The organism is Alishewanella sp. BS5-314, from assembly GCF_025377695.1.
GTDB lineage: Bacteria > Pseudomonadota > Gammaproteobacteria > Enterobacterales > Alteromonadaceae > Alishewanella > Alishewanella aestuarii.
Genome location: NZ_JACEHJ010000001.1, coordinates 928906 through 948704 on the forward strand (window position 1 = coordinate 928906; position 19799 = coordinate 948704).

17 protein-coding genes are annotated in these 19799 nt (G+C 52.6%); 6 read left to right on the top strand and 11 right to left on the bottom strand.

All coding sequences use genetic code 11. From position 1 onward, the window contains the following. The first annotated feature begins 3 nt into the window (after window positions 1-3). The gene (locus H1D31_RS04370; RefSeq protein ID WP_261256366.1) at window positions 4-777 is read left to right on the top strand and encodes an amino acid ABC transporter substrate-binding protein; all 774 of its coding nucleotides are present in this window, start codon (window positions 4-6) and stop codon (window positions 775-777) included. Window positions 778-822: 45 nt separating this feature from the next. Here the strand turns inward: H1D31_RS04370 and H1D31_RS04375 are convergent, their stop codons facing one another. After that, window positions 823-1422, bottom strand: coding sequence for a redoxin domain-containing protein (locus H1D31_RS04375; RefSeq protein WP_065954897.1), 600 nt, complete (start codon window positions 1420-1422; stop codon window positions 823-825). 33 nt (window positions 1423-1455) lie between these two features. Further along, entirely contained in the window at window positions 1456-3510 is a 2055-nt protein-coding gene (locus H1D31_RS04380; RefSeq protein WP_261256369.1) for a protein-disulfide reductase DsbD family protein, read from the bottom strand. Between the two features lie 197 nt (window positions 3511-3707). Between H1D31_RS04380 and H1D31_RS04385 the strand changes: the two genes are divergently transcribed. Further along, window positions 3708-5951, top strand: coding sequence for a TonB-dependent receptor (locus H1D31_RS04385; protein ID WP_261256371.1), 2244 nt, complete (start codon window positions 3708-3710; stop codon window positions 5949-5951). A gap of 54 nt (window positions 5952-6005) precedes the next feature. Here H1D31_RS04385 and H1D31_RS04390 read toward each other — a convergent pair whose 3' ends face one another. Both H1D31_RS04390 and H1D31_RS04395 read right to left on the bottom strand, forming a co-directional pair. Beyond that, entirely contained in the window at window positions 6006-7562 is a 1557-nt protein-coding gene (locus H1D31_RS04390) for a serine hydrolase (protein WP_261256373.1), read from the bottom strand. A gap of 11 nt (window positions 7563-7573) precedes the next feature. Next, window positions 7574-8185 (bottom strand): flavin reductase family protein, encoded by a 612-nt coding sequence (locus H1D31_RS04395; RefSeq protein WP_008950680.1) that lies wholly within the window; start codon window positions 8183-8185, stop codon window positions 7574-7576. Between the two features lie 122 nt (window positions 8186-8307). Between H1D31_RS04395 and ltaE the strand changes: the two genes are divergently transcribed. The 4 genes from ltaE (at window position 8308) to H1D31_RS04415 (ending at window position 12185) form a co-directional block, all read left to right on the top strand. Beyond that, window positions 8308-9390, top strand: a complete 1083-nt coding sequence (gene ltaE, locus H1D31_RS04400; RefSeq protein WP_261256376.1) for a low-specificity L-threonine aldolase — start codon at window positions 8308-8310, stop codon at window positions 9388-9390. Window positions 9391-9449: 59 nt separating this feature from the next. Next, on the top strand, window positions 9450-10736 hold the full coding sequence (locus H1D31_RS04405; protein WP_261256379.1) for an amidohydrolase: 1287 nt from the start codon (window positions 9450-9452) through the stop codon (window positions 10734-10736). Between the two features lie 79 nt (window positions 10737-10815). Continuing rightward, window positions 10816-11790 carry a tetratricopeptide repeat protein gene (locus H1D31_RS04410; RefSeq protein ID WP_261256381.1) on the top strand — a complete coding sequence of 325 codons (975 nt, stop codon included), beginning with the start codon at window positions 10816-10818 and terminating at the stop codon, window positions 11788-11790. Continuing rightward, window positions 11790-12185: a VOC family protein gene (locus H1D31_RS04415; protein ID WP_261256383.1), complete on the top strand. Its 396-nt coding sequence runs from the start codon at window positions 11790-11792 to the stop codon at window positions 12183-12185. Before H1D31_RS04410 ends, H1D31_RS04415 begins: the two co-directional genes overlap by 1 nt. 282 nt (window positions 12186-12467) lie before the next feature. Here H1D31_RS04415 and H1D31_RS04420 read toward each other — a convergent pair whose 3' ends face one another. The 7 genes from H1D31_RS04420 to ppc all read right to left on the bottom strand — a co-directional run bounded on the left by H1D31_RS04420 (window position 12468) and on the right by ppc (window position 19760). Beyond that, complete coding sequence (locus H1D31_RS04420) at window positions 12468-12785, bottom strand: HigA family addiction module antitoxin (RefSeq protein WP_261256385.1); 318 nt, start codon at window positions 12783-12785, stop codon at window positions 12468-12470. Window positions 12786-12935: 150 nt separating this feature from the next. After that, window positions 12936-13550, bottom strand: a complete 615-nt coding sequence (locus H1D31_RS04425; protein ID WP_261256387.1) for a hypothetical protein — start codon at window positions 13548-13550, stop codon at window positions 12936-12938. Window positions 13551-13649: 99 nt separating this feature from the next. Continuing rightward, window positions 13650-14441: a hypothetical protein gene (locus H1D31_RS04430; RefSeq protein ID WP_261256389.1), complete on the bottom strand. Its 792-nt coding sequence runs from the start codon at window positions 14439-14441 to the stop codon at window positions 13650-13652. Window positions 14442-14868: 427 nt separating this feature from the next. Continuing rightward, a complete protein-coding gene (locus tag H1D31_RS04435) occupies window positions 14869-15192 on the bottom strand; it encodes a hypothetical protein (RefSeq protein ID WP_008609758.1) in 324 nt (107 codons plus the stop codon). Between the two features lie 125 nt (window positions 15193-15317). Next, window positions 15318-15548, bottom strand: a complete 231-nt coding sequence (locus H1D31_RS17345) for a zinc ribbon domain-containing protein (protein ID WP_409976772.1) — start codon at window positions 15546-15548, stop codon at window positions 15318-15320. A gap of 490 nt (window positions 15549-16038) precedes the next feature. After that, window positions 16039-16995, bottom strand: coding sequence for a DMT family transporter (locus H1D31_RS04440; RefSeq protein ID WP_261256394.1), 957 nt, complete (start codon window positions 16993-16995; stop codon window positions 16039-16041). Window positions 16996-17129: 134 nt separating this feature from the next. After that, the gene (ppc, locus tag H1D31_RS04445; protein WP_261256396.1) at window positions 17130-19760 is read right to left on the bottom strand and encodes a phosphoenolpyruvate carboxylase; all 2631 of its coding nucleotides are present in this window, start codon (window positions 19758-19760) and stop codon (window positions 17130-17132) included. Window positions 19761-19799: the final 39 nt, after the last annotated feature.

A 19799-nucleotide genomic window follows, 5' to 3' on the forward strand; every position in this document is an offset into this window, starting at 1 on the left:
CCTATGAAGTTACTGCTATTACTGACAATGTTAATCCTGGCCTTACCACAGGCCCTGGCTAGCATTCCGGTGCGGGTTGGCGCCTATGAATTCCCACCTTATTTGCAACTGCAACAGCAGCAGGCCAGCGGTTTAACGGTGCAATTGATTGCAGAACTGAATCAACTACAGCAGCAATATCACTTTGAATTAGTACTCACCACACCGGTACGCCGGCATCAGGACTTTCAACAGGGTCTGTTTGATGCAATTTTTTTTGAAGACGAAAACTGGGGCTGGCAAAAGAAAGGGCTGATGATGCAGGCATCTCCGGCCTTTGCCCAGGATGACGAGGTTTTTATTGCCCTGCAGAGTCAGGCGCAATCGCAGCAATGGTTTGCCGATCTGAGCCAAAAGAGCAAAGCCGGTATTCTGGGTTATCACTACCGTATCGCTAACTATGAAACCGATCCTGACATCCTGGCGAACCAGTATCTGATGATCCCGGTAACAGACCACCTGGCCAGTGTCGAATTAGTGTTAAAACAGCGCACCGACACCGCTATTGTAACCCGCTCCTTTATCAAACAGTATTTAAAGTCTTACCCACAGTATCAGAAAGCCCTGCTTGTCTCCGACCGGGTCGACCAAAGTTACCAACTACAACTGCTGCTGGATCCAGCGCATCCGTTAAAAATGGACGCGCTGTACCAGTGGGTATGCCAGATTATGCAACAACCGGCGATGCAGCAGGCCTTTGCCGACAACGGCTTAACCTTGCTGCCCAAACCAGACTAAAACAGCGTGGCTGCGCCTGTATCAGGTCGCAGCCAGCGCACAGCCTTAGTATTTAATGCTGCATCCATAAGGGCGGGTTACTGCCGGATCCGGCGCCTGGCCTGCTAACACGGCCTTAGCGGCATTGGCAAAATACGGGGTGGCTTTGGCGATATCTTCGACCTTGGCCGACGGAATGCTATCAATACCGCCCATATACTGCAGCACACCATTCTTATCAATCACATACATATGCGGTGTGGTGCGGGCGTCATAGGCTTTACCCATTACGCCATCTTCATCGAAAATGACCGCGGTTGGCGCAGCGCCACGGCTGCTGGTCAGCTCGTCAGATTTTGCCTGATTTACATGGCCCTGCTTACCCGGTGCCGAGGAGATCACACTCAGCCATACCACGTCTTGCGATGTCAGATCTTGTTGCAGTTGCTGCATATTGCCCTGATAGTGTTTTACCACAAACGGGCAATCGTGATTGGTCCACTCCAGCACCACATTCTTACCGGCGAAATCCTGCAGGCTATGTACCTGACCAGCGGAATCTTTTACGGTAAAAGCCGGAGCGGGTTGTCCTACCTGTGGTGCTGCCGCCAGACTACCGGCAAAGACCGCGGCCGCGGCCAGCGCTAACAATTTCATTTTCTTCATCTTAGACTCCTGTTGCGTTAAAAACGGGCGACCTTACTGACTACTGAGTCGCTCTAAGGTTTGCCGGAGCGTATCCGGCGTTAAAATCTGCGGTAACACTTCCGGCGTTTGCCCTGGCCAATACAGCACATATAAGGGCACGCCATCACGCTGGTACTGATGTAGATAAGCGGTGATCTCAGCGTCGCGACGGGTCCAGTCGCCTTTTAAATAGGTCACATCATACAGCGCCAGCGCAGCCTTACTGCTGTCGGTGTTCAGCGCCACCCGCTCATTGACCAGACAGGTAATGCACCAATCGGCGGTCATATTCACCAATACTGGTTTGCCGCTTTGTCTCAGCTGCGCCAGTTTATCCGGGCGCCAGGCTTGCCAATGTGCGTCCGTTGCAGTCGTTACCGGCGCGGTGCTGTCTGGCACCAGACGTAACACAGCAACTGACAATAACAGTAGCAGCGCCGCCAACAGCGGTCTGCTCCAACCGGCGCGGCTAAATTGCCAACTACCGTATAACCAGCAGGCAGCGGCGATTGCCACCATACCGCAAAGCAGCACAGCAACCGCATCGATACCCGCCTGGCGACCAAATACCCAAACCAGCCATACTGCACTTAAATACAACGGAAACGCCAGCAGCTGCTTAAGCGTATCCATCCAGGCACCGGGTTTGGGCAGTGCCTGCGCTAATGCCGGCAAATAGGCCAGCAGTAAGAATGGCAGCGCCATCCCCAGCCCTAAAGCAACAAATACCAGCAGTGCCAGTAACGGCGGCTGGGTTACGGCATAACCTAAAGCCCCGCCCATAAAGGGCGCAGTACAGGGGCTGGCAACTACCACGGCCAGCACACCGGTAAAGAAGCTGCCTTTGGCGCCTTTGCTCTGGGTTAAACCGCTACCGGCACTCATCAGGCCTAGGCCAAACTGCACCACGCCGGATAAACTTAAGCCCAGGGCAAACAACAAATACGCCAGCAGGGCCACCAACCACGGGCTTTGTAACTGAAAACCCCAGCCTACTGCCGAACCTGCAGCGCGCAGTGCCAGTAGCAACAGCGCCAGACTGACAAAACTGAGCACCACCCCTAGCGTGTACCAGAGCGCATCGCGGCGCTGCTCAGCACGCTGACCGCTGTTAGCGGCAATACTGAGTGCCTTGAGCGATAACACCGGAAACACGCAGGGCATCAGATTTAGGATCAAGCCGCCGGCGGCCGCCATTAACAGCACAAACCACAGTCCCTGGCTGGTAGTTGCGGGCATCTCTGCCGTGCCATCGGCCAGCGTCAGGCTTAGGCTGTAGCCCTGACCATTACTACTCACCATAACAAGCTCAAAGTGCTCTGGCGCTGACGTAAAATAGGTATTTAAATTCTGACGCAGCAGCCACTCACCCTCGCTGAACAACAACTGCTGCGCAGCGGCATGATCAACCAGTTCCGTCGCCGCGACAAAGAACTGCTGAAAATCCACGTCAGGCAGGCCGCGGATCGCCGCTGAAAAACTGCCACCGGCAAGATCAAAGCTGCCACTGACAGTCAGCGGGATAGGTAGCTTACTGTTACCGCTGGCTATTACAGCAGTCGCGCTGTCCGAGAGCACCGCGGCCTGGCCGACCGGCAGGGTCAGCGCAAACTCGGCATCGGCCGGGATACAGATTTCCTCACAGACCAGCCAATCGGCGCGCGCCCTTATGCTGAGCTGATCGCCACGGAAGTCGGCGGGCACCGTCAGTTGACTTAACAACACGGTCGGGCCTTCAAAGCCATAATTCATCAGCGGCGGGATCGAAAACGCCTGCGGCGTTGGCCACTGAATGTCCCCCACCGTCACGCCATCAGGCAGTTGCCAGCTAATGCTGGTCGCCAGACCTGAGTCACCGGGATTCTGCCAGTAGGTATGCCAGTGTTCGTCCGGAATAAAATGCAGCGCTAACCACAGCTGTTGCCCCGGCATCACCTGCTGATATTCACTGACCAGTTCGGCTTTTAAATGCTTTGCTTGTTGCCAGCCCGTGCTGTAGGCGGCCACTCCGCCACTTAGCAACAGACAACAGCTGACCAACAAAGCGCTAAAAAATTTACCCAACACCCGATACCCCTTTTTCTAATTGCTTACGTTAATACAACAAAGCCGATCAAAGGACCAGCCAAAGTGCGGGAAATTTCGGCTAAAAGCAGCAAAATTCACGACAAACTGCTATAATTTTGCGCCGCCCGCAGCCGCTGTGGTCACTCCAGTCCGGCATGCAGGCAGCATCCTCTTCCAACAATTAAGGTGTAACATTAATGACCCCATTTACCAAATCTGCTGTGTTTGCAGCGGTGCAGGCGGCACTGTTAGGTGCAACCCTGGGTTTTTCTCCGGTGCTACAGGCACAGGAAAGTGACAAAGACCCGGCCGCGACCGAGAAGAAACTGGAAACCATTACCATCACGGCACAGCGCCGCAGTCAAAGCATTCAGGAAGTCCCCATTTCGGTAGCAACCCTGTCAGGCGAGAAGTTTGACAGCATCTTTGCCGCCGGCGATGACATTACAGCACTGGCGATTAAGGTACCAGGCCTGTATGCCGAGAGCTCAAATGGCCGCGCGGCACCACGTTTTTATATCCGGGGTTTAGGTAACACCGATTTCGATTTGGCCGCCTCACAACCAGTATCGATCGTGATGGACGAAGTGGTGATGGAAAACGTGATCCTAAAAAGTTTTCCACTGTTTGACGTGCAGCAGGTAGAAGTGATCCGGGGTCCACAGGGCACACTGTTCGGCCGTAACACCACTGCCGGTATTATTAAATTTGATAGCGTGAAGCCACGCCAGGATTTCGATGCTTATCTGAAAAGCACCGCCGGTACCCTGGGTACTGCACATTTTGAAGGTGCTGTCGGCGGCGGTCTGACCGATTCGCTGTCGGCACGGGCCTCGTTCCTGTCGCAACATCGCAGCAACTGGATCGATAACAGCTTTACCGGCCAGAAAGATGTAATGGGTGGTTATGACGAGCGCGCCGGCCGCCTGCAGTTTTTATATGAAAATGAACAGTTCGATGCCTTACTGCGGGTACATAGCCGCAGCTATGATGGTACCTCGACCATGTTCCGCAAAAATATCTTAAGCCCTGGCAGCAATAAGCTGAATCAGAACTATGACCGCGATGTGGTGGCGTATGATGCGCCGGGCAACAATGTGCAAAGCTATGACGCCTGGGGTAGCTCACTGAAGTTTGACTTCCACCTCGACGGCATGACGCTGACCAGCATCTCAGCGATTGAGAAAGCCAAGGGTGGCGGCATCGGTGATATCGATGGCGGCAACCCGGATCAGGCCGGTTTTGCTGCCGTGCCAAACGCAGTAACCGAAGATCAGCTGCGTGACCTGAAACAGGTTACCCAGGAAATTCGTTTAGCCAGTGACACCAGCCGGGCCCTGAGCTGGCAGGTCGGCGCCTTCTATTTTGACTCTTCGTTTGGCGTCAATACTATTGATGGTTTCTTCGGTGCCACTGAAGTGTTCCACGGCAATACCAGCTGGGCACTGTTCGGCCAGACGTCTTATCAGGTTAACGATAAGCTGACCCTGACCGGTGGTTTACGCTATACCGATGACGAAAAAACTTTCGCCGTTGGCCAGCAAAACGTTGATGGCTTTGCCTTAGTGATTGGTGTGGCGCAAATCCAACAGTATGACCCGATCAAAGTGCGCGATGATCAGATCAGCTGGGAGCTGAGTGCTAACTACCGCTTAACCAACAGCACCAGCGTATTTGGCCGGGTGGCCGAAGGTTTCCGCGCCCAGACCATTCAGGGCCGTGATGTAGCCTTTGAAGCGCCACCGTCAGTCGCCGGTGCCGAAACCATCACTTCGTTTGAAGTGGGTACCAAGTCTGATCTGCTGGACAATACGCTGCGCTTAAATGCTGCGCTGTTCTACTATACCATTGATGATATTCAGTTATCCGCGATTGGTGGCCAGACGCAGGGTAACCAGTTGATCAATGCCGACAAGGGTACCGGCTATGGCTTTGAAGTCGATTTCGACTATCGGGTGCTGCCAAACCTGAGCTTTGGCGGTGGTTTTAGCTATAACAATACCGAGCTGAAAGACGCCAGCCTGACGGTGGCGCCCTGCGGCTCTGGTCTGTGTACCGTGCTGGACCCAAGAACGGCTGATGGCTTAGCGCTGATTAATGGCAATCCGTTCCCGCAAGCGCCGAAAACTATCCTGACGCTGAATAGCCGTTATGCCTATCCGGTTGCCAGTGGTGAAATTTATCTGTATGCCGATTACCAGCTGCAGGGTAAAACTAATTTATTCCTGTATGAGTCGGCTGAGTTCCGTAGCAATAATAACTACGAAGCCGGTTTACGCATCGCCTATGTTAACGATCAGCACAACTACGAAGTCGGTGTATTTGGTCGCAACATCACCGATCAGGACAACCTGAAAGGCGCAATCGACTTTAGTAACCTGACCGGCTTTGTGAATGAGCCGCGGGTATTTGGCGTTGATTTTAGAATTAACTTCTTCTAAGCCATTGCGTTAATGATAAGAGGGCAGCGATGGCTGCCCTTTTTATTGCCTGTTTTACTGCCGTCGAAAACGCATATCACGATAGCTATGCCGCTCACCCGGCTCGACCGCATAGGGCTCCAGCGTAAAGCCGGTGACCTGACGGCGGTTATTCAACTGAAAGTGGATTAACGCCGGCCCGGCGACATTAGGATCAGTCCAGCGCACGATAAAGCTATGATCGGCAAAAGGCTCCAGCCGGCCTTGCAGATTTATCATCCGCGCCGATTGCAGGCTTAACCCCTGCGCGTCCTGAGCAATCAGCATGCCACCAAACCAGTTGTCGATATAGTTGCCAGCATACTCCTGCAGCGCCAGCAGTACCTCGCCGGTACCAACAGGTTGTGCCGCGGCCGGCCGACCCGCCGCCCGCTGTTGCTGCGCGGCATAAAACGCCACCCAGTCCTGTTGCTGGTCAGGCGCCAGATAATGCTTTAACAGACTTTGCACCACCGCCTGACGGGCACCACTATTCGAACCATTGTTCAGCACCACAAAACCCAGCTGCTGCTCCGGCACTAAAACCAGATGCGCCTGAAACCCAGACAAGGTGCCGGTATGATGCACCACTTTAACGCCATGCATATCAGCCATGCGCCAGCCCAGACCATAGGCGGCAAAATTAACCTGATCCAGCTCGCGGTCATTACTGCCCACCGCCATCAGAGTTTGCGGCGCCCACATTTGCAGCAACTGCGTCTGACTAAAGGGCGCGCCCGCAGCGGTCTTACCCTGATACTGCGCCAGCAAGAACTGCAACCAGGGCACCAGATCGCTGGCACGGCAAACAATACCGCCGGCGGCGGCCGACATCAGCATCTTGCCGTCAATGGCATTACGCGGGATCGTGACAAAGCCTTCTTCGGCGCTAAAGCGATATGGCTGAGCGACGTTTTCTAAGAGGTTAGCTGGCTGTTCTCCGGCAAAACACTGCATATTTAACGGCGCAAAAATGCGTTTGGCGACAAAATCCTGCCAGGGTTCGCCAGCCACTTTCGCCACCAGCTCGGCAGCCGTAATATAGAGCACATTGCTGTACGCATACTGTGTCCGGAAGCTGCTGACCGGCGTCAGATAACGCAGATTATGCACCACCTCGTCGCGGCTAAAACCACTGGGCTCAGGCCAAATCATGCTGTCGCCGGCAGCCCCGGCCAGGCCGCTGCGCTGACTTAACAGATCACGAATGGTAAATTCAGCTGTTACCCAGGGATCCTGCAGCCGAAACTGCGGTAAATACTGCACCACCTTGTCATCCCAGCTCAGCTTGCCCTCATCGACCAGAATCGCCACTGAAGCGGCAGTAAAGGCTTTACTGACCGACGCCAGCCGAAAATAGGTCTCGCTATCGACCAGAGCGCCCGTTGCCAGATCGCGCTCACCAAAGCCCGCCAGATGCAACACCTGGCCATCCTTTACCACTGCGATGGCCATACCGGGTGTATCAAACTGCTGCAACGCCGCCGGCACCAGCTGCGCCAGATCTGGCAGCGCGGCTGGCGGGTTGGTATTGGCCCAAACGCCAACACTGCCGGCAAAACCAAGTACACAAAGCAAATAGCGTAATGTCATTCTGCTGTCCTTTAAACTTGTGGTCTGAGCAAGGTCATTTTCTGGCTGGCACTGAGCGTAAAGTACTCGCCCGGGCCGCCACCGCGCAACAGCGGATCGGCCGCCAGCGTATCAAAGACGCCATTGACCAGCAGTTGCGGTGCGATATGCACCCCTATTACTTCGCCTAACACCAGCCAGGTGGGCAACTCGCGACCATCGGCGGCCTTGAGTGGCAACAACTGGCTGAGTTTACATTCAAAGCGCACCAGGCTTTCTGCGACCTGCGGCGGCCGGACTAAACGCGACGCGGCCATTGTCAGGCCAGCCAGTTCAAATTCGTTGACTTCAGCCGGTACTGTCGCACTGGTTTGATTCATCGCCGCCGCCAGCGGCCGGCTAACCAGATTCCAGCAAAACTCGCCGCTTTGCTGGATATTCTGTACCGAATCTTTCCAGCCGGTGCTGGCAAAGCCAATAATCGGTGGGCTGTAATTAAACAAATTAAAAAAGCTGTACGGCGCCAGATTAACCTGCCCCGCGGCGCTGATACTGGAAATCCAGCCAATCGGCCGCGGGGCAATAATGCTGTTTAGCGGATCATGGGCCAGGCCATGACCCTGTGCCGGTTGATAAAAATGCACGCTTATCTTACTCCTTCTCCACCTTTGCCGTTAGCCTACTACTGATGGCCGCAGCCTGCTTGTGTTTAGCCTGCCAGTAAATTAGCTTAAGTGCCAGTGTTGTTCGATTGAGAGCCGTGCCAATGCCTGATTTTCGCAGTGATACCGTAACCCGCCCCAGCCATGCCATGAAAGAGGCGATGTTTCACGCCGCGCTGGGCGATGATGTTTTTAATGATGACCCCACAACGCTAGCCCTGCAAGACTATGCCGCTAAGATGCTGGGTTTTGACGCAGCGCTATTTGCACCGAGTGGCACCCAGACCAATCTGATTGCGCTGATGAGCCACTGCCAGCGCGGCGATGAAGCCATTGTCGGCCAACAGTGGCACACCTATAAATGGGAAGGTGGCGGTATGGCGGTGCTGGGCTCGATTCAACCGCAACCGCTGGCACTGCAGCAAGATGGCACCCTGGCGCTACAGGATATTCAGGATGCAATTAAACCTGACGACCCACATTTTGCCCGTACCCGGCTGATTGTGATTGAGAATACCGTTGGTGGCAAAGTGCTGCCACTCGGTTATATGCAACAGGTCGCCGCCTTAGCCAAAGCGAATAACTTACAATGCCATATTGATGGTGCCCGGCTATTTAATGCGGCAGTCGCACTGGCGCCCAATCATCAGCTTAGCCCGCAGGCGATGGCCCGGGCACTTTGTCAGGGCTATGACTCGGTCTCGATTTGTTTATCCAAAGGCCTGGGTGCACCGGTTGGCTCTTTGCTGTTAGGCTCGGCCGATTTTATTCAGCGTGCACGGCGCATTCGCAAAATGCTGGGCGGCGGCATGCGACAGACCGGTGTGATTACCGCAGCCGGCCTGTATGCGCTGCAGCATAATATCGAGCGGCTGGCCGAGGATCATGCCAATGCCCGCTTGCTGGCGGAAGGCTTACAGGCATTAAGCCAGCAAGGCCGCTTTGCCGGCCAGCTCAAGGTATTGCCGGTACAAACCAATATCCTGTTTACCGAACTGCCGCTGACACTAGCCGATGAACTACAACACTTTTTGGCACAGTATCAGGTTCAGCTAACCGCCAGTAACTACGCTAGCGCCAGTAGTCAGTTCAAACGGATGCGCTGGGTGTGTCATTTGGATATCAGCCGCGGCGATATTGAGCAGATACTGGATTTATTAGCCAGGTTTGCGCATAGTGAAGTTTAACTATTTTGCTTAGCTATTCTGCTTAGCTTGACCGATTAGCCTTGCCGCGGAGCCTGACCATGAAACTGACCTTTATTGCTGCTGCCTTATTTGCCGGTAGCCTGTTAAGCCTTAATAACAGCCATGCCGCCGAAGTACTGCGGATCAGTCCGCAGCTGGAGCAACAGGTGATCAGTTGGCGACGCGATCTGCACCAGCATCCGGAGCTGAGTAACCGCGAGTTTCGTACTGCCAGGGTGGTCGAGGATCACTTGCGCAAGCTGGGGTTAGAGGTACAAACCGGCATCGCCCATACCGGTGTCGTGGCCATTTTGGATAGCGGTAAACCGGGTCCGTTGCTGGCACTGCGCGCCGATATGGATGCATTGCCGGTCACGGAACTGACCGAGCTGCCGTTTCGCTCGACCGCAAAAGGCGAATATCGCGGTAAAGAAGTGGGCGTGATGCATGCCTGCGGCCATGATTTACATGTCGCCATGCTGATGGGCGCCGCCGAATATCTGGTACAGCATAAAGCCCAGCTTACTGGTAAGGTGATGTTTATTTTCCAGCCGGCAGAAGAAGGCGCGCCAGCCGGTGAAGAAGGTGGCGCGGCACTGATGTTAAAGCAGGGCCTGTTTGCCAAACATAAACCTGAGGCGATCTTTGGTATTCATGTCTGGTCAGCGGCCAATACCGGTGTGGTGCAGTATCGCAAAGGGCCGCTAATGGCCTCGTCGGATCGCTTTGAAATCCGCGTTAAGGGAAAACAAACCCATGGCTCAGCGCCCTGGGGTGGTGTTGATCCTATCGTCGCGGCAGCGCAGATTATCAATAATGTGCAAACCATTGTCAGCCGGCAGATTAATATTACCCGCGCCCCGGCGGTGCTGAGTTTTGGTATCGTTGAAGGCGGGGTGCGCAATAATATTATTCCGGATGAAGTCTATCTGGAAGGCACTATCCGCAACTTTGATATGGGTATCCGGCAGCAAATTTTTGGCTTGTTAAAGCAAGCTGCCGAAGCCAGTGCTGCCGCAACCGGCGCCACGGCCGAAGTTAAAATTGAAGAAGGTTATCCGGTAACACTCAATGATCCTGAGCTAACCGCTCGCTCACTGCCCATTTTGCAGCAAGTCGCCGGCCAGGATAAGGTGCTGGAAGGTCAGCTGGTCACCGGCGCCGAAGATTTCTCCTACTATGCGCTGGAAACGCCTGGCCTGTTTGTATTTTTGGGTATCACCCCGGAGGGCCAGGATCCGGCCAAGGCGCCAGCTAATCACTCACCCTACTTTTATGCCGATGAAAAGGCACTAAAAACCGGCACCGAGATGTTTATTAACTGGGTGTTACACTATTCATCCTGAGCCTTACAAAAATTTACAACTCTGGCGTGGCGATTGCGCTACACTGCTGCCATCGCCACTGCCAGAGAGAACCCAACCGATGCGCCTTACTGCTACCTTATTGCTTAGCCTGAGCTGCTTTAGTCTGCAGGCCGAACTGCCACTGCAACAACAACTGGAAACCTTATGGCAGCAAGGTGCCTATGCCGAGGCAAAAAACCTGCTGACGCCTAAGGTGACGAAGAAAACCAAAGATGCCTTTTTACTGGCGGCGCTGGGCCGCACTGAGCTGGCCTTGGGTGAAGCCGAAGCGGCCACCGACTGGCTGGAAAGAGCCATTAAGCTTGACGGCACTAATCCGGAGTACCAGTTCTACTATGCTAACGCCAGCTGTAATACCGCCCAAAAGGTGAATATGTTAAGCGCTCTCGGTCATGCCAAACGCTGTGTCAAAGCCTATGAAACAGCCCATACACTGGCGCCAACTGAACCAAAGTATTTGCAGGCACTGGCGCAGTATTATGCTCAGGCACCGGGTGTTGCCGGCGGCGATAAAGCGAAAGCCATGGCGCTGGCCAAACAACTTACTGAGGTAAACCCGCTAAAAGGTCAGCTATTACAGCTGGAACTGTTACTGCGTGAGGATCCGGCGCAGGCCGAGGCCTTACTTGCGGCTAATCCCGAGTTACAGCAAAGACCCGAACCCTATTTCTTACTGGGTGTAACTCAGGCAGCCAAACGCGATTATCCGGCGGCGATAGGTCAGTTCCAGCGCGCCAGCGAACAGGAAGCGGCCGATAAGGATGCACTGCGCAGCAAACTGCTGGCGTTATATCAACTGGGCCGCGCTGCGGTGATTAGTAAAACAGCAACGGAGCAAGGCATCGGCGCCCTACGCCAGTTTATCGCCGAGAGTAGCGAGCTGTTACCGGAATATCAGGATTGGGCACAGTTTCGCTTAGCTCAGCTTTATCTGGCCAACGAACAACGCCCGGACGCCGAAGCGCTGCTGCGGCCACTGCAAGCCAGCACCAAGGACGATAACCTGAAAACTGAAATTAAAAAGGTGCTGTAATGCGGCCACCGGCCATGCAAGGCATTCATCATGTGGCGCTGATTTGCAGCGATTATCAGCGCAGTAAGCGCTTTTATAGCGAAACACTCGGCTTGGAAATCCTGGCCGAGCATTACCGCGCAGCGCGCCAATCGTGGAAGCTGGATTTACAGCTGCCAGATGGCAGTCAGCTGGAGTTATTTAGCTTTGTCGGCGCGCCACCCCGCCCCAGCCGCCCGGAAGCACAGGGGCTGCGTCATCTGGCTTTTGCGGTAACTGACTTGGATGCCTGGCTGGATTATCTGCAGCAGCAAGGTGTTTCCACCGAGCCAGTTCGGGTAGACGAATATACCGGCAAGCGCTTTACGTTTTTTCAGGACCCCGACGGTTTGCCGCTGGAGTTATATCAAGTCTAGTCATTTAACAGCATAGAGATAAAGCAACTACCCCGGACGCTAAACCAAACCCCGACTCCGGTATGCTTGGCGTACCGGAGTCGTCATCTGCGATAGTGGGATAAACAACTTTGGTTAACGTTAACGCTCAGCCTGCTTGAGAGAAATACAGCCTTGGGAACGAAAGCAACCACCACAACATAAACCGAGCTACGACTCCGGTATGCTTGCCGTACCGGAGTCGCAATCTGCAATGGTAGGTAATGAATCGTTAGTTAACTTTATCGAGGAGACAGCATCAGCTTAGAGATGTGCACCATGTTCAACATTCGGGAACAGTGGTTTTACAAACTTCGCTTCTTCCTGATAACGATTTCTGGTATCCCAAAGGTCAACTGCATGTTGAATATTGAGCCAAAACTCTGGTGTGTTACCTAATGCCGCAGCTAACTTTATGGCTATCGGGGCGGTTAATACACCGCCATTAAGCAAATTGCTTACCGTGTTTCTGTGCACGCCCATTGCTTCAGCGAGCGTTTTCGATGTAATGCCCATTGGTTCAAGAAATTCTATTTTTAACATTTCTCCAACATTAACCGGGCGACGTTTTGTCTGACGCATAGCCGATACCTCAATACTTGTGCGGGTCCAGGTAAGTATTTAGCACAATGGCATTGTGCGCAAGTTTGGTTTTCAGGCAGGACTATAGCGAGGTTTATAATGCAAGCGCCAAAAATATCTTAGCTTTTATTATCACGCGTCTCGTTAAGATTACTCCGGTATGCTTATCTTAACAGAGCTTACCCCAATATAGACCAGCGCCACCCACACAGCGCCGCTTAGAAAAAGCAGCCACTCTATTGCCGGGCTCAGTTCGACGAAAACATTACCTTTAGTTGTCGCCGAGAGCATGGCCAGCAACAGCAGGTTAAAGCTGCCCAGTAACACCTGTTTATACTCAGCTGCCCGCTGCAACAAAACCAACATACCTACGATGGCGATCGCTAAAAAGCTGGCCGAGATAATAGTTAGCAAATTATGCATCGGTGTTGTCACCGCAATAAAGGCATAGACCATAGCACCCACCCCAAATATCTGTACCGTCTTGCTGGCGATGGATTTTGAATACGAAGCGGAAATAAGCCAGAACATTACGCTAAGGCTGGTCGCGTACAGCAACATGGCAACAAAGGCGAAGCTGCGGGCGGTGTTAGTCATGCCATTTAAAGCCAGCGGCTGAAATAATGCTGAGACATAATTGGCAGTAAAACTAAAACCATCGGTAGTGGCATCCCAGCTGGTGCCACCGGGATAGTTCCAGGCGGCAAGGAGCCAGAATGGTATGGAGAGTAGCAGCACGATGATTGGTATAGATCGCTTGTTCATAATGGATTTTGCTATCTCTTTAAAATGCTAGCGCCCGCAACTAAAACGAGCAACTTTTGCGAATCGAGCGCCGACGGTGCACTGTGCTGGCGATAAAATTTAATTGATTTCAAACCTATTAAGCCCAAACTTATAATCATCATCAACCTTAATGCGCTTAACCAAATTTGCTCTATCAGGTCGATACTTTCTCCAATCCCATTCCTCATCTAAAAGTTCAATATTGGCGACGCCAAATTTCTGCAAATCAGCCAGCGAGTAGTCATATCCCACTGTTCCTATGCCGAAAAAGTTCTGAATGTAGTCCCAAAAACTAACTTTAGACTGGCCATAAGTGGTAAGAAGATTATCAACGCCGATATCTGCATAAAAATGAGTTTCCATTTTTCGCATTAACGTTATGTAAGTGTTAAAACTTTCTCGGTTGTCTTCTGTAATCCTCCAATTTGATTGCCAGGCACCACCATGCCATATCAGAATCGAGTCTTTTCTTAAGTACTTTGTATTAGCAGCTGGGAATACATAGTTTGCACAAGACGATGCACAAGCGCCTTTCACTTCAACATCCAACTTGTTATCTTTGACCCAGCGCCCTAAATCCATCCCAGCGCCTATTTCACCACCATTGCTGGTTATTACAAGACGACTTGGTTTTAATTCAGCATCGTTAAACAATGAGAAAATTACGTTATTTGAAGTCTCGGTTATTTCACCTTGATAAATGATGTTTCCGTTCTTGATGCCAACATAAACTTCAGTATTTTGGTCACTTTCCCCTATGATTTTTAAATTAGCACACCCAATAACCAGAAAAGAGAAAATCAAAACTAAATACTTCACTAATCCTCCTTGAAATATAACGCCTTGCAGACCGGGAAACGACATTTTCATTGATCGTGCTTTATCGCTATCCTTTTGAAAAATAGCTCCCCTAGTGAGTAAACTGAGGTGCAGGTTGCAAAAAACAAAATAATAATAACAAAAGAATATCCACCTAAATTACCATGGACGCCCTGAATGTTTGTAGCACTAAGTAATAACCCCATTCCAGCTAAAGGTAAGCAAACCAACCCTGTAATACCACTGTAGAATGCAGCTTTCTCTCTTGAACTCGAATAGTTTCGAAAGTAGTAAATCGCACAAACATTTATGCATACTATTAGACACAATAACATCCTGATCATTTCTAACTCCCTTATATATCAAGCCGCCGTTAAATACTCAGCTCGCTAACTCACAGCACATAGGTGACAGCCGCGCGGCTTTTGCCGTCGCGACCAGCGCTTTTACAGGCGATAAAATTTTTGTGCATGACGGCTTATTCAAGGGCTGTAAAACCAAGATTTTTTACAGAACCCTCTTCTGTTTTTAGCTCGTGCCACATCACTAGAAATTTAAGCATCTCACCTTTTTTCTTTTGCACTAGTAAGTTATTCGCTGGAACGATAATTTTATTATCATTCCATGTCAGGATGTAATTTAGACTTCTAAAACCGTTATCTGTGATATCAATTACGTCCTCAATCACCGCGGTATAGCTTTGATGCTTGTTATAAATAACTCGTTCGTCACTTGCATAACTAGATACTGAAAAAGATAGTAAAAAAAGTACCAGCGTGTTCAAAATTAGAAATTTTTTCATTGGTTAGATCCTTCTTGGTGTGTATCGCCCGAGCACAGCGGCTCGAACAATGTAAATGTCCTACGCCACAACCGCCAACCGCGGCGAATTGTAAGCTCAACTTGTAGCGTCTTGATAGCTAATCATCATAGCTTACTCCATTCCTTCGAGCCCGGGAGAGCATCAAGCGCCTTGTGGCTAGCAAAGAACCGCGTTAGTCCGCAGTCTCTGCACACAACTACGGTGAACTTGGCACTCGAAAAAAAGGAGCCCAAGTCCGGAAGATAATTAGGTGCATAGCCCCCACCAGACGAAATATCTTTGCTAGCGTATAAATTGGAGTGTCCGCACTCCGGGCAAGTTGAATATTTACGCACTATGGTTCCTTACTGACACAACGCTTATTCGACTGAAAGATCCGTATTTAAATACGGACTGCTCCGTATTTGTAAACTTAATGTAGAAACACTACATTGCTTTTTTAAAACATACAACAGCTTATAGGTACAGCCTACCTTTGCTTTATAGGCAGATTAATTCGCCCAACAAACTGAAATTTGGCTCTTTCCCCTGCAGGCTAATGCCCTCTTTCTTCGCCAAGCCATTACTTCAGTATCACACCAATGGTCTTTAACCCACTATCGCAGGTTGCGACTCCGGTACGACGAGCATACCGGAGTCGGTTTGGGTGCTATTAGGGGGAGCGGTTTAGATTCTGGTACAGGGCGTTTATTTCGCTGAAGTATTAATTGAATATCTGACCAAAGGTGTTTTGCCCACTATCGCAGATGGCGACTCCGGTACGGCGAGCATACCGGAGTCGGGCCACAGGAGTTGGGCGGTGTCTCAGGCTGTTTGGTAGGTGCTTTAGGTTTGCTCAGGATTGGGATGCTTGGCGGCTTGAGTGGGCTCAGTATTTGCTGCCAGCGGCGCGAATTGCTGCTCGACTTTTGTTAGTGCCTGCGCCACCACTTTGGCCGGTTTATGGCGCAGTGCCAGCATCAGTCCGGTTAGCATAATCAGCAGCACGCCGGCGCCCTGCAACAGACTTAACTGCTCGGCAAATAGCAGCCAGCCGGCCAGAATAACGGTTACCGGCTCCAGATAAGCGAGGGTGGCGTACACCCGGGTTGGTAAATGCTGCAAGGCAACAATGGCGCAGTAGATCGCCAGAAAGCCGGGGAAAATACCGGCCAACGCAATCCAGAGCAGGTTGTCGCTGGTTGGCGGTGCCATACCGCCTAAAAATGGCAATACGCAGCAGGCGCCGATCAGCAGCTGATAAAAGGTGCGTTGTAACTGCGAGTGGCCGGGCTGCGGCCGACGGTTTAACAGTAAAAAGCCACTGTAGGCCAACAGCGATAACAAGCCAAACAGTAAGCCGGGCAATTGTGCGGCATCCAGCACCAGTTGAAACTGGAACTGCTGCAGCATGGCAAAACCTAAAAAAGATAAAGCAATCAGGCCGGTATCAGGTAAATCCAGCTTTTCCTGCAGCAGCCAGTGCGCCACTACCGCCGATAGCGGCGGCGCCAGATACACCAGCATTATCGCATTAGCCAGGCTGATATACTGAATGGCACTAAGAAAGCACAGCATAAAGCTGGCCAATAGCACGCCGTTTAGCGCAATGCGCCAGTCGGGTTTGGTCTTTAGCAGTGCCAGCCGGCCGCTGGCCAGTAATAACAGCAATAGGCAGAGTGCGCCCACCGCCAAACGATAAAATGTCAGCTCAGCGGCGGCCAGGCCACTTAGTCTGGCAATCACCCCGCTACTGGCCATCGCTACTGCCGACACCAGCGCCAGCAGCATATAAAACCCCATAGCTTACCTCAAAAACAAAACCGGCCTACTCGGTAAAAGTATGCCGGTTTTCACGATTTATTACGAGCTGCGGTTTACAAGTTGCGCGCTAGGGCCTGGTGTGCAGGCGTTATTTGCTGGCTCTACTTAGCACGCTACCCCGAGTTCCGCATGCCGGCGGCGATACCGGCAATGGTGACCATCAGCGCGCGGTTGCTTTGTGCGGTTAAATCATCCGGCGCCTGGCGGGCGCGCTTTAACAGCTCGACCTGCAGGATATGCAGCGGATCGACATAGGTATTGCGTAGCATAATCGACTCACGGATCCAGCCTTCTTTTGCCATCAGCGTATCGCTGTGAATTAACTGCAGTAATAACTGGCGATCGGCTGCCAGTTGCTGCCGCAGTTGTTCGCCCAGCGGTTGCAGGGCTGCCGGTACCAGCACCTTGTCATAGTAGGCCGCGATCTTAGCATCGGCTTTTAAGAATACCATTTCCAGCATCGACAGCCGGGTCGCAAAAAACGGCCACTGCTGCTGCATTTCATCCAACAGTGCGCTATTACCAGCCTCAACCGCTTTGGCCAGTGCACTGCCGGCACCGAGCCAGGCGGGTAGCATTAAACGATTTTGCGACCAGGCGAAGATCCAGGGGATAGCCCTTAAACTCTCGACGCCACCGGTCGGGTTACGCTTCGCCGGCCGGCTACCCAGTGGCAATTTACCCAGCTCTTGCTCCGGCGTGGCGGCACGGAAATAAGGCACAAATTCCGGATTATGCCGCACTACCGCACGATAGGCATCGCAGGAATCGCTGGCCAGTGTAGTCATTAGCTGACGCCAGCTGGCTTTGGGTACCGGCGGCGGCAATAACAACCCTTCCAGTACCGCACTGGCATACAGCGCCAGGCTGCGTACCGCTAATTGTGGCAAGCCGAATTTAAAACGGATCATCTCGCCCTGCTCGGTCACCCGCAAACCGCCGACTAACGAACCCGGCGGCTGCGATAAGATCGCCGCATGCGCCGGGCCACCGCCACGACCAATGGTACCGCCGCGGCCATGGAACAACGTTAATTTCACACCATAATCACGGCTCAGCTGTACCAGGGCTTCCTGTGCGCTATATTGTGCCCAGGCTGCGGCCAGCACGCCGGCATCTTTGGCTGAGTCAGAGTAACCAATCATCACTTCCTGGCGGCCATTAATATAGCCACGGTACCAGTCGATGCTAAGCAGCTGCCGCATACAGTCCGGTGCGTTTTGCAAATCACTCAGGGTTTCAAACAACGGCGCTACCGGCATCGGGAAGCTGATACCGGCTTCTTTTAACAATAGTTGCACCGCCAGCACATCTGACGGCTTACCAGCCATCGAAATCACATAGGTACTTAAGGCTTCACTGCCATGGCGGGCTACGATATCGCAGGTATCCAGTACTTCCTGTACTTCAGCCGATGGCTGCCATTGCTTCGGGAACAGCGGTCTTTTATTCGGCAGTTCGCGCAGTAAAAAGGCCTGACGGTCGGCTTCGCTCCAGGCAGCGTAATCGCCCAGCCCCAGATAACGGGTTAACTCTGAGAAGACCTGAGCATGGCGGCCGGCATCCTGGCGGATATCCAGTTTTAGCAGCGTTAAACCAAAAGCATAGCCGCGACGCAGCGTGTCAGTGAGCCGGCCCTGAGCAATGCGGGTCATGCCGCTTTGCTGCAGTGACTGATAGCACAGCAGCAACGGCTCTAGCAGCTGCTGGTTATGCCAAATCAGATCGGCCGGGCGCTGCAGCCGGTCATGTTTTAGTGCTTCGGTTAACCAGTCGCGGGTATAAATCAGTTGCTGGCGTAACTTATTTACTACTGCGCGATATGGCTCAGATGCCTGTTCACTGGCGGCTTGCAGCTCTGCCGAGGCCTGATTCATCGACAGTTCGGTCGACAGCAGATCTAAATCCTGAATAAACAAATCTGCTGCTTTCCAGCGGCTTAGTAACAGCACCTGGCGGGTTACCTTGGCAGTAACGAAGGGATTACCGTCGCGGTCGCCGCCCATCCAGGACGAAAAACGCACCGGGGCAGCGTCCAGCGGTAACCCCTCGCCCAGTGCGCGTTGTAAATCAGTATCCAGTTCGCGCAGAAAATCCGGCACCGCCTGCCAGAGTGAGCTTTCAATCACAGCAAAACCGGATTTTGCTTCATCTACCGGCGTTGGCCGCTGTTCGCGGATCTCATTGGTATGCCAGGCCTGGCTAATCAACTCGGTGAGTCTGAGCTCGGTTTGTTGGCGCTGCCACGGCGTTTGCGGCTGTTCCAGCGCGGCCAGACAGCCGGCAATTTCGGTAAGCTTGTGGATCAGCGTGCGGCGCGCGACCTCGGTCGGGTGTGCGGTTAACACCAGCTCAATCGACAAATCATGCAGCGCCTGGCGGATATCGGCTTTAGCGATGGCCTGCTGTTGTAAGCGTTGAAACAGTTCGGTGAGCGGTTCCGGCTTTTCAATACTGCTACGCCCGGCGGCGCTGATACTAAATTGCTGTTCGGCCAGATTGGCCAGATTCAGAAACTGTGCAAAGGCGCGGGCCACCGGCAGTAACTCATCATCCGACAGTGCCGTCAGCACCTGCCGTAGCTGTTCCGCCTGCTGATTATCACCCTGCCGCGCTGCCTTAGACAACTGACGAATTTGCTCCACCCGTTGTAACACCGCATCACCCAGATGCTGACGCAGTGTTTCACCCAGCTCGGTACCCAGTAACCCGACATTGGCTCTGAGAGCCGCATATTGATCCATAACCGTGCTCCACTGCTTAATAATACACCACACCCTAGC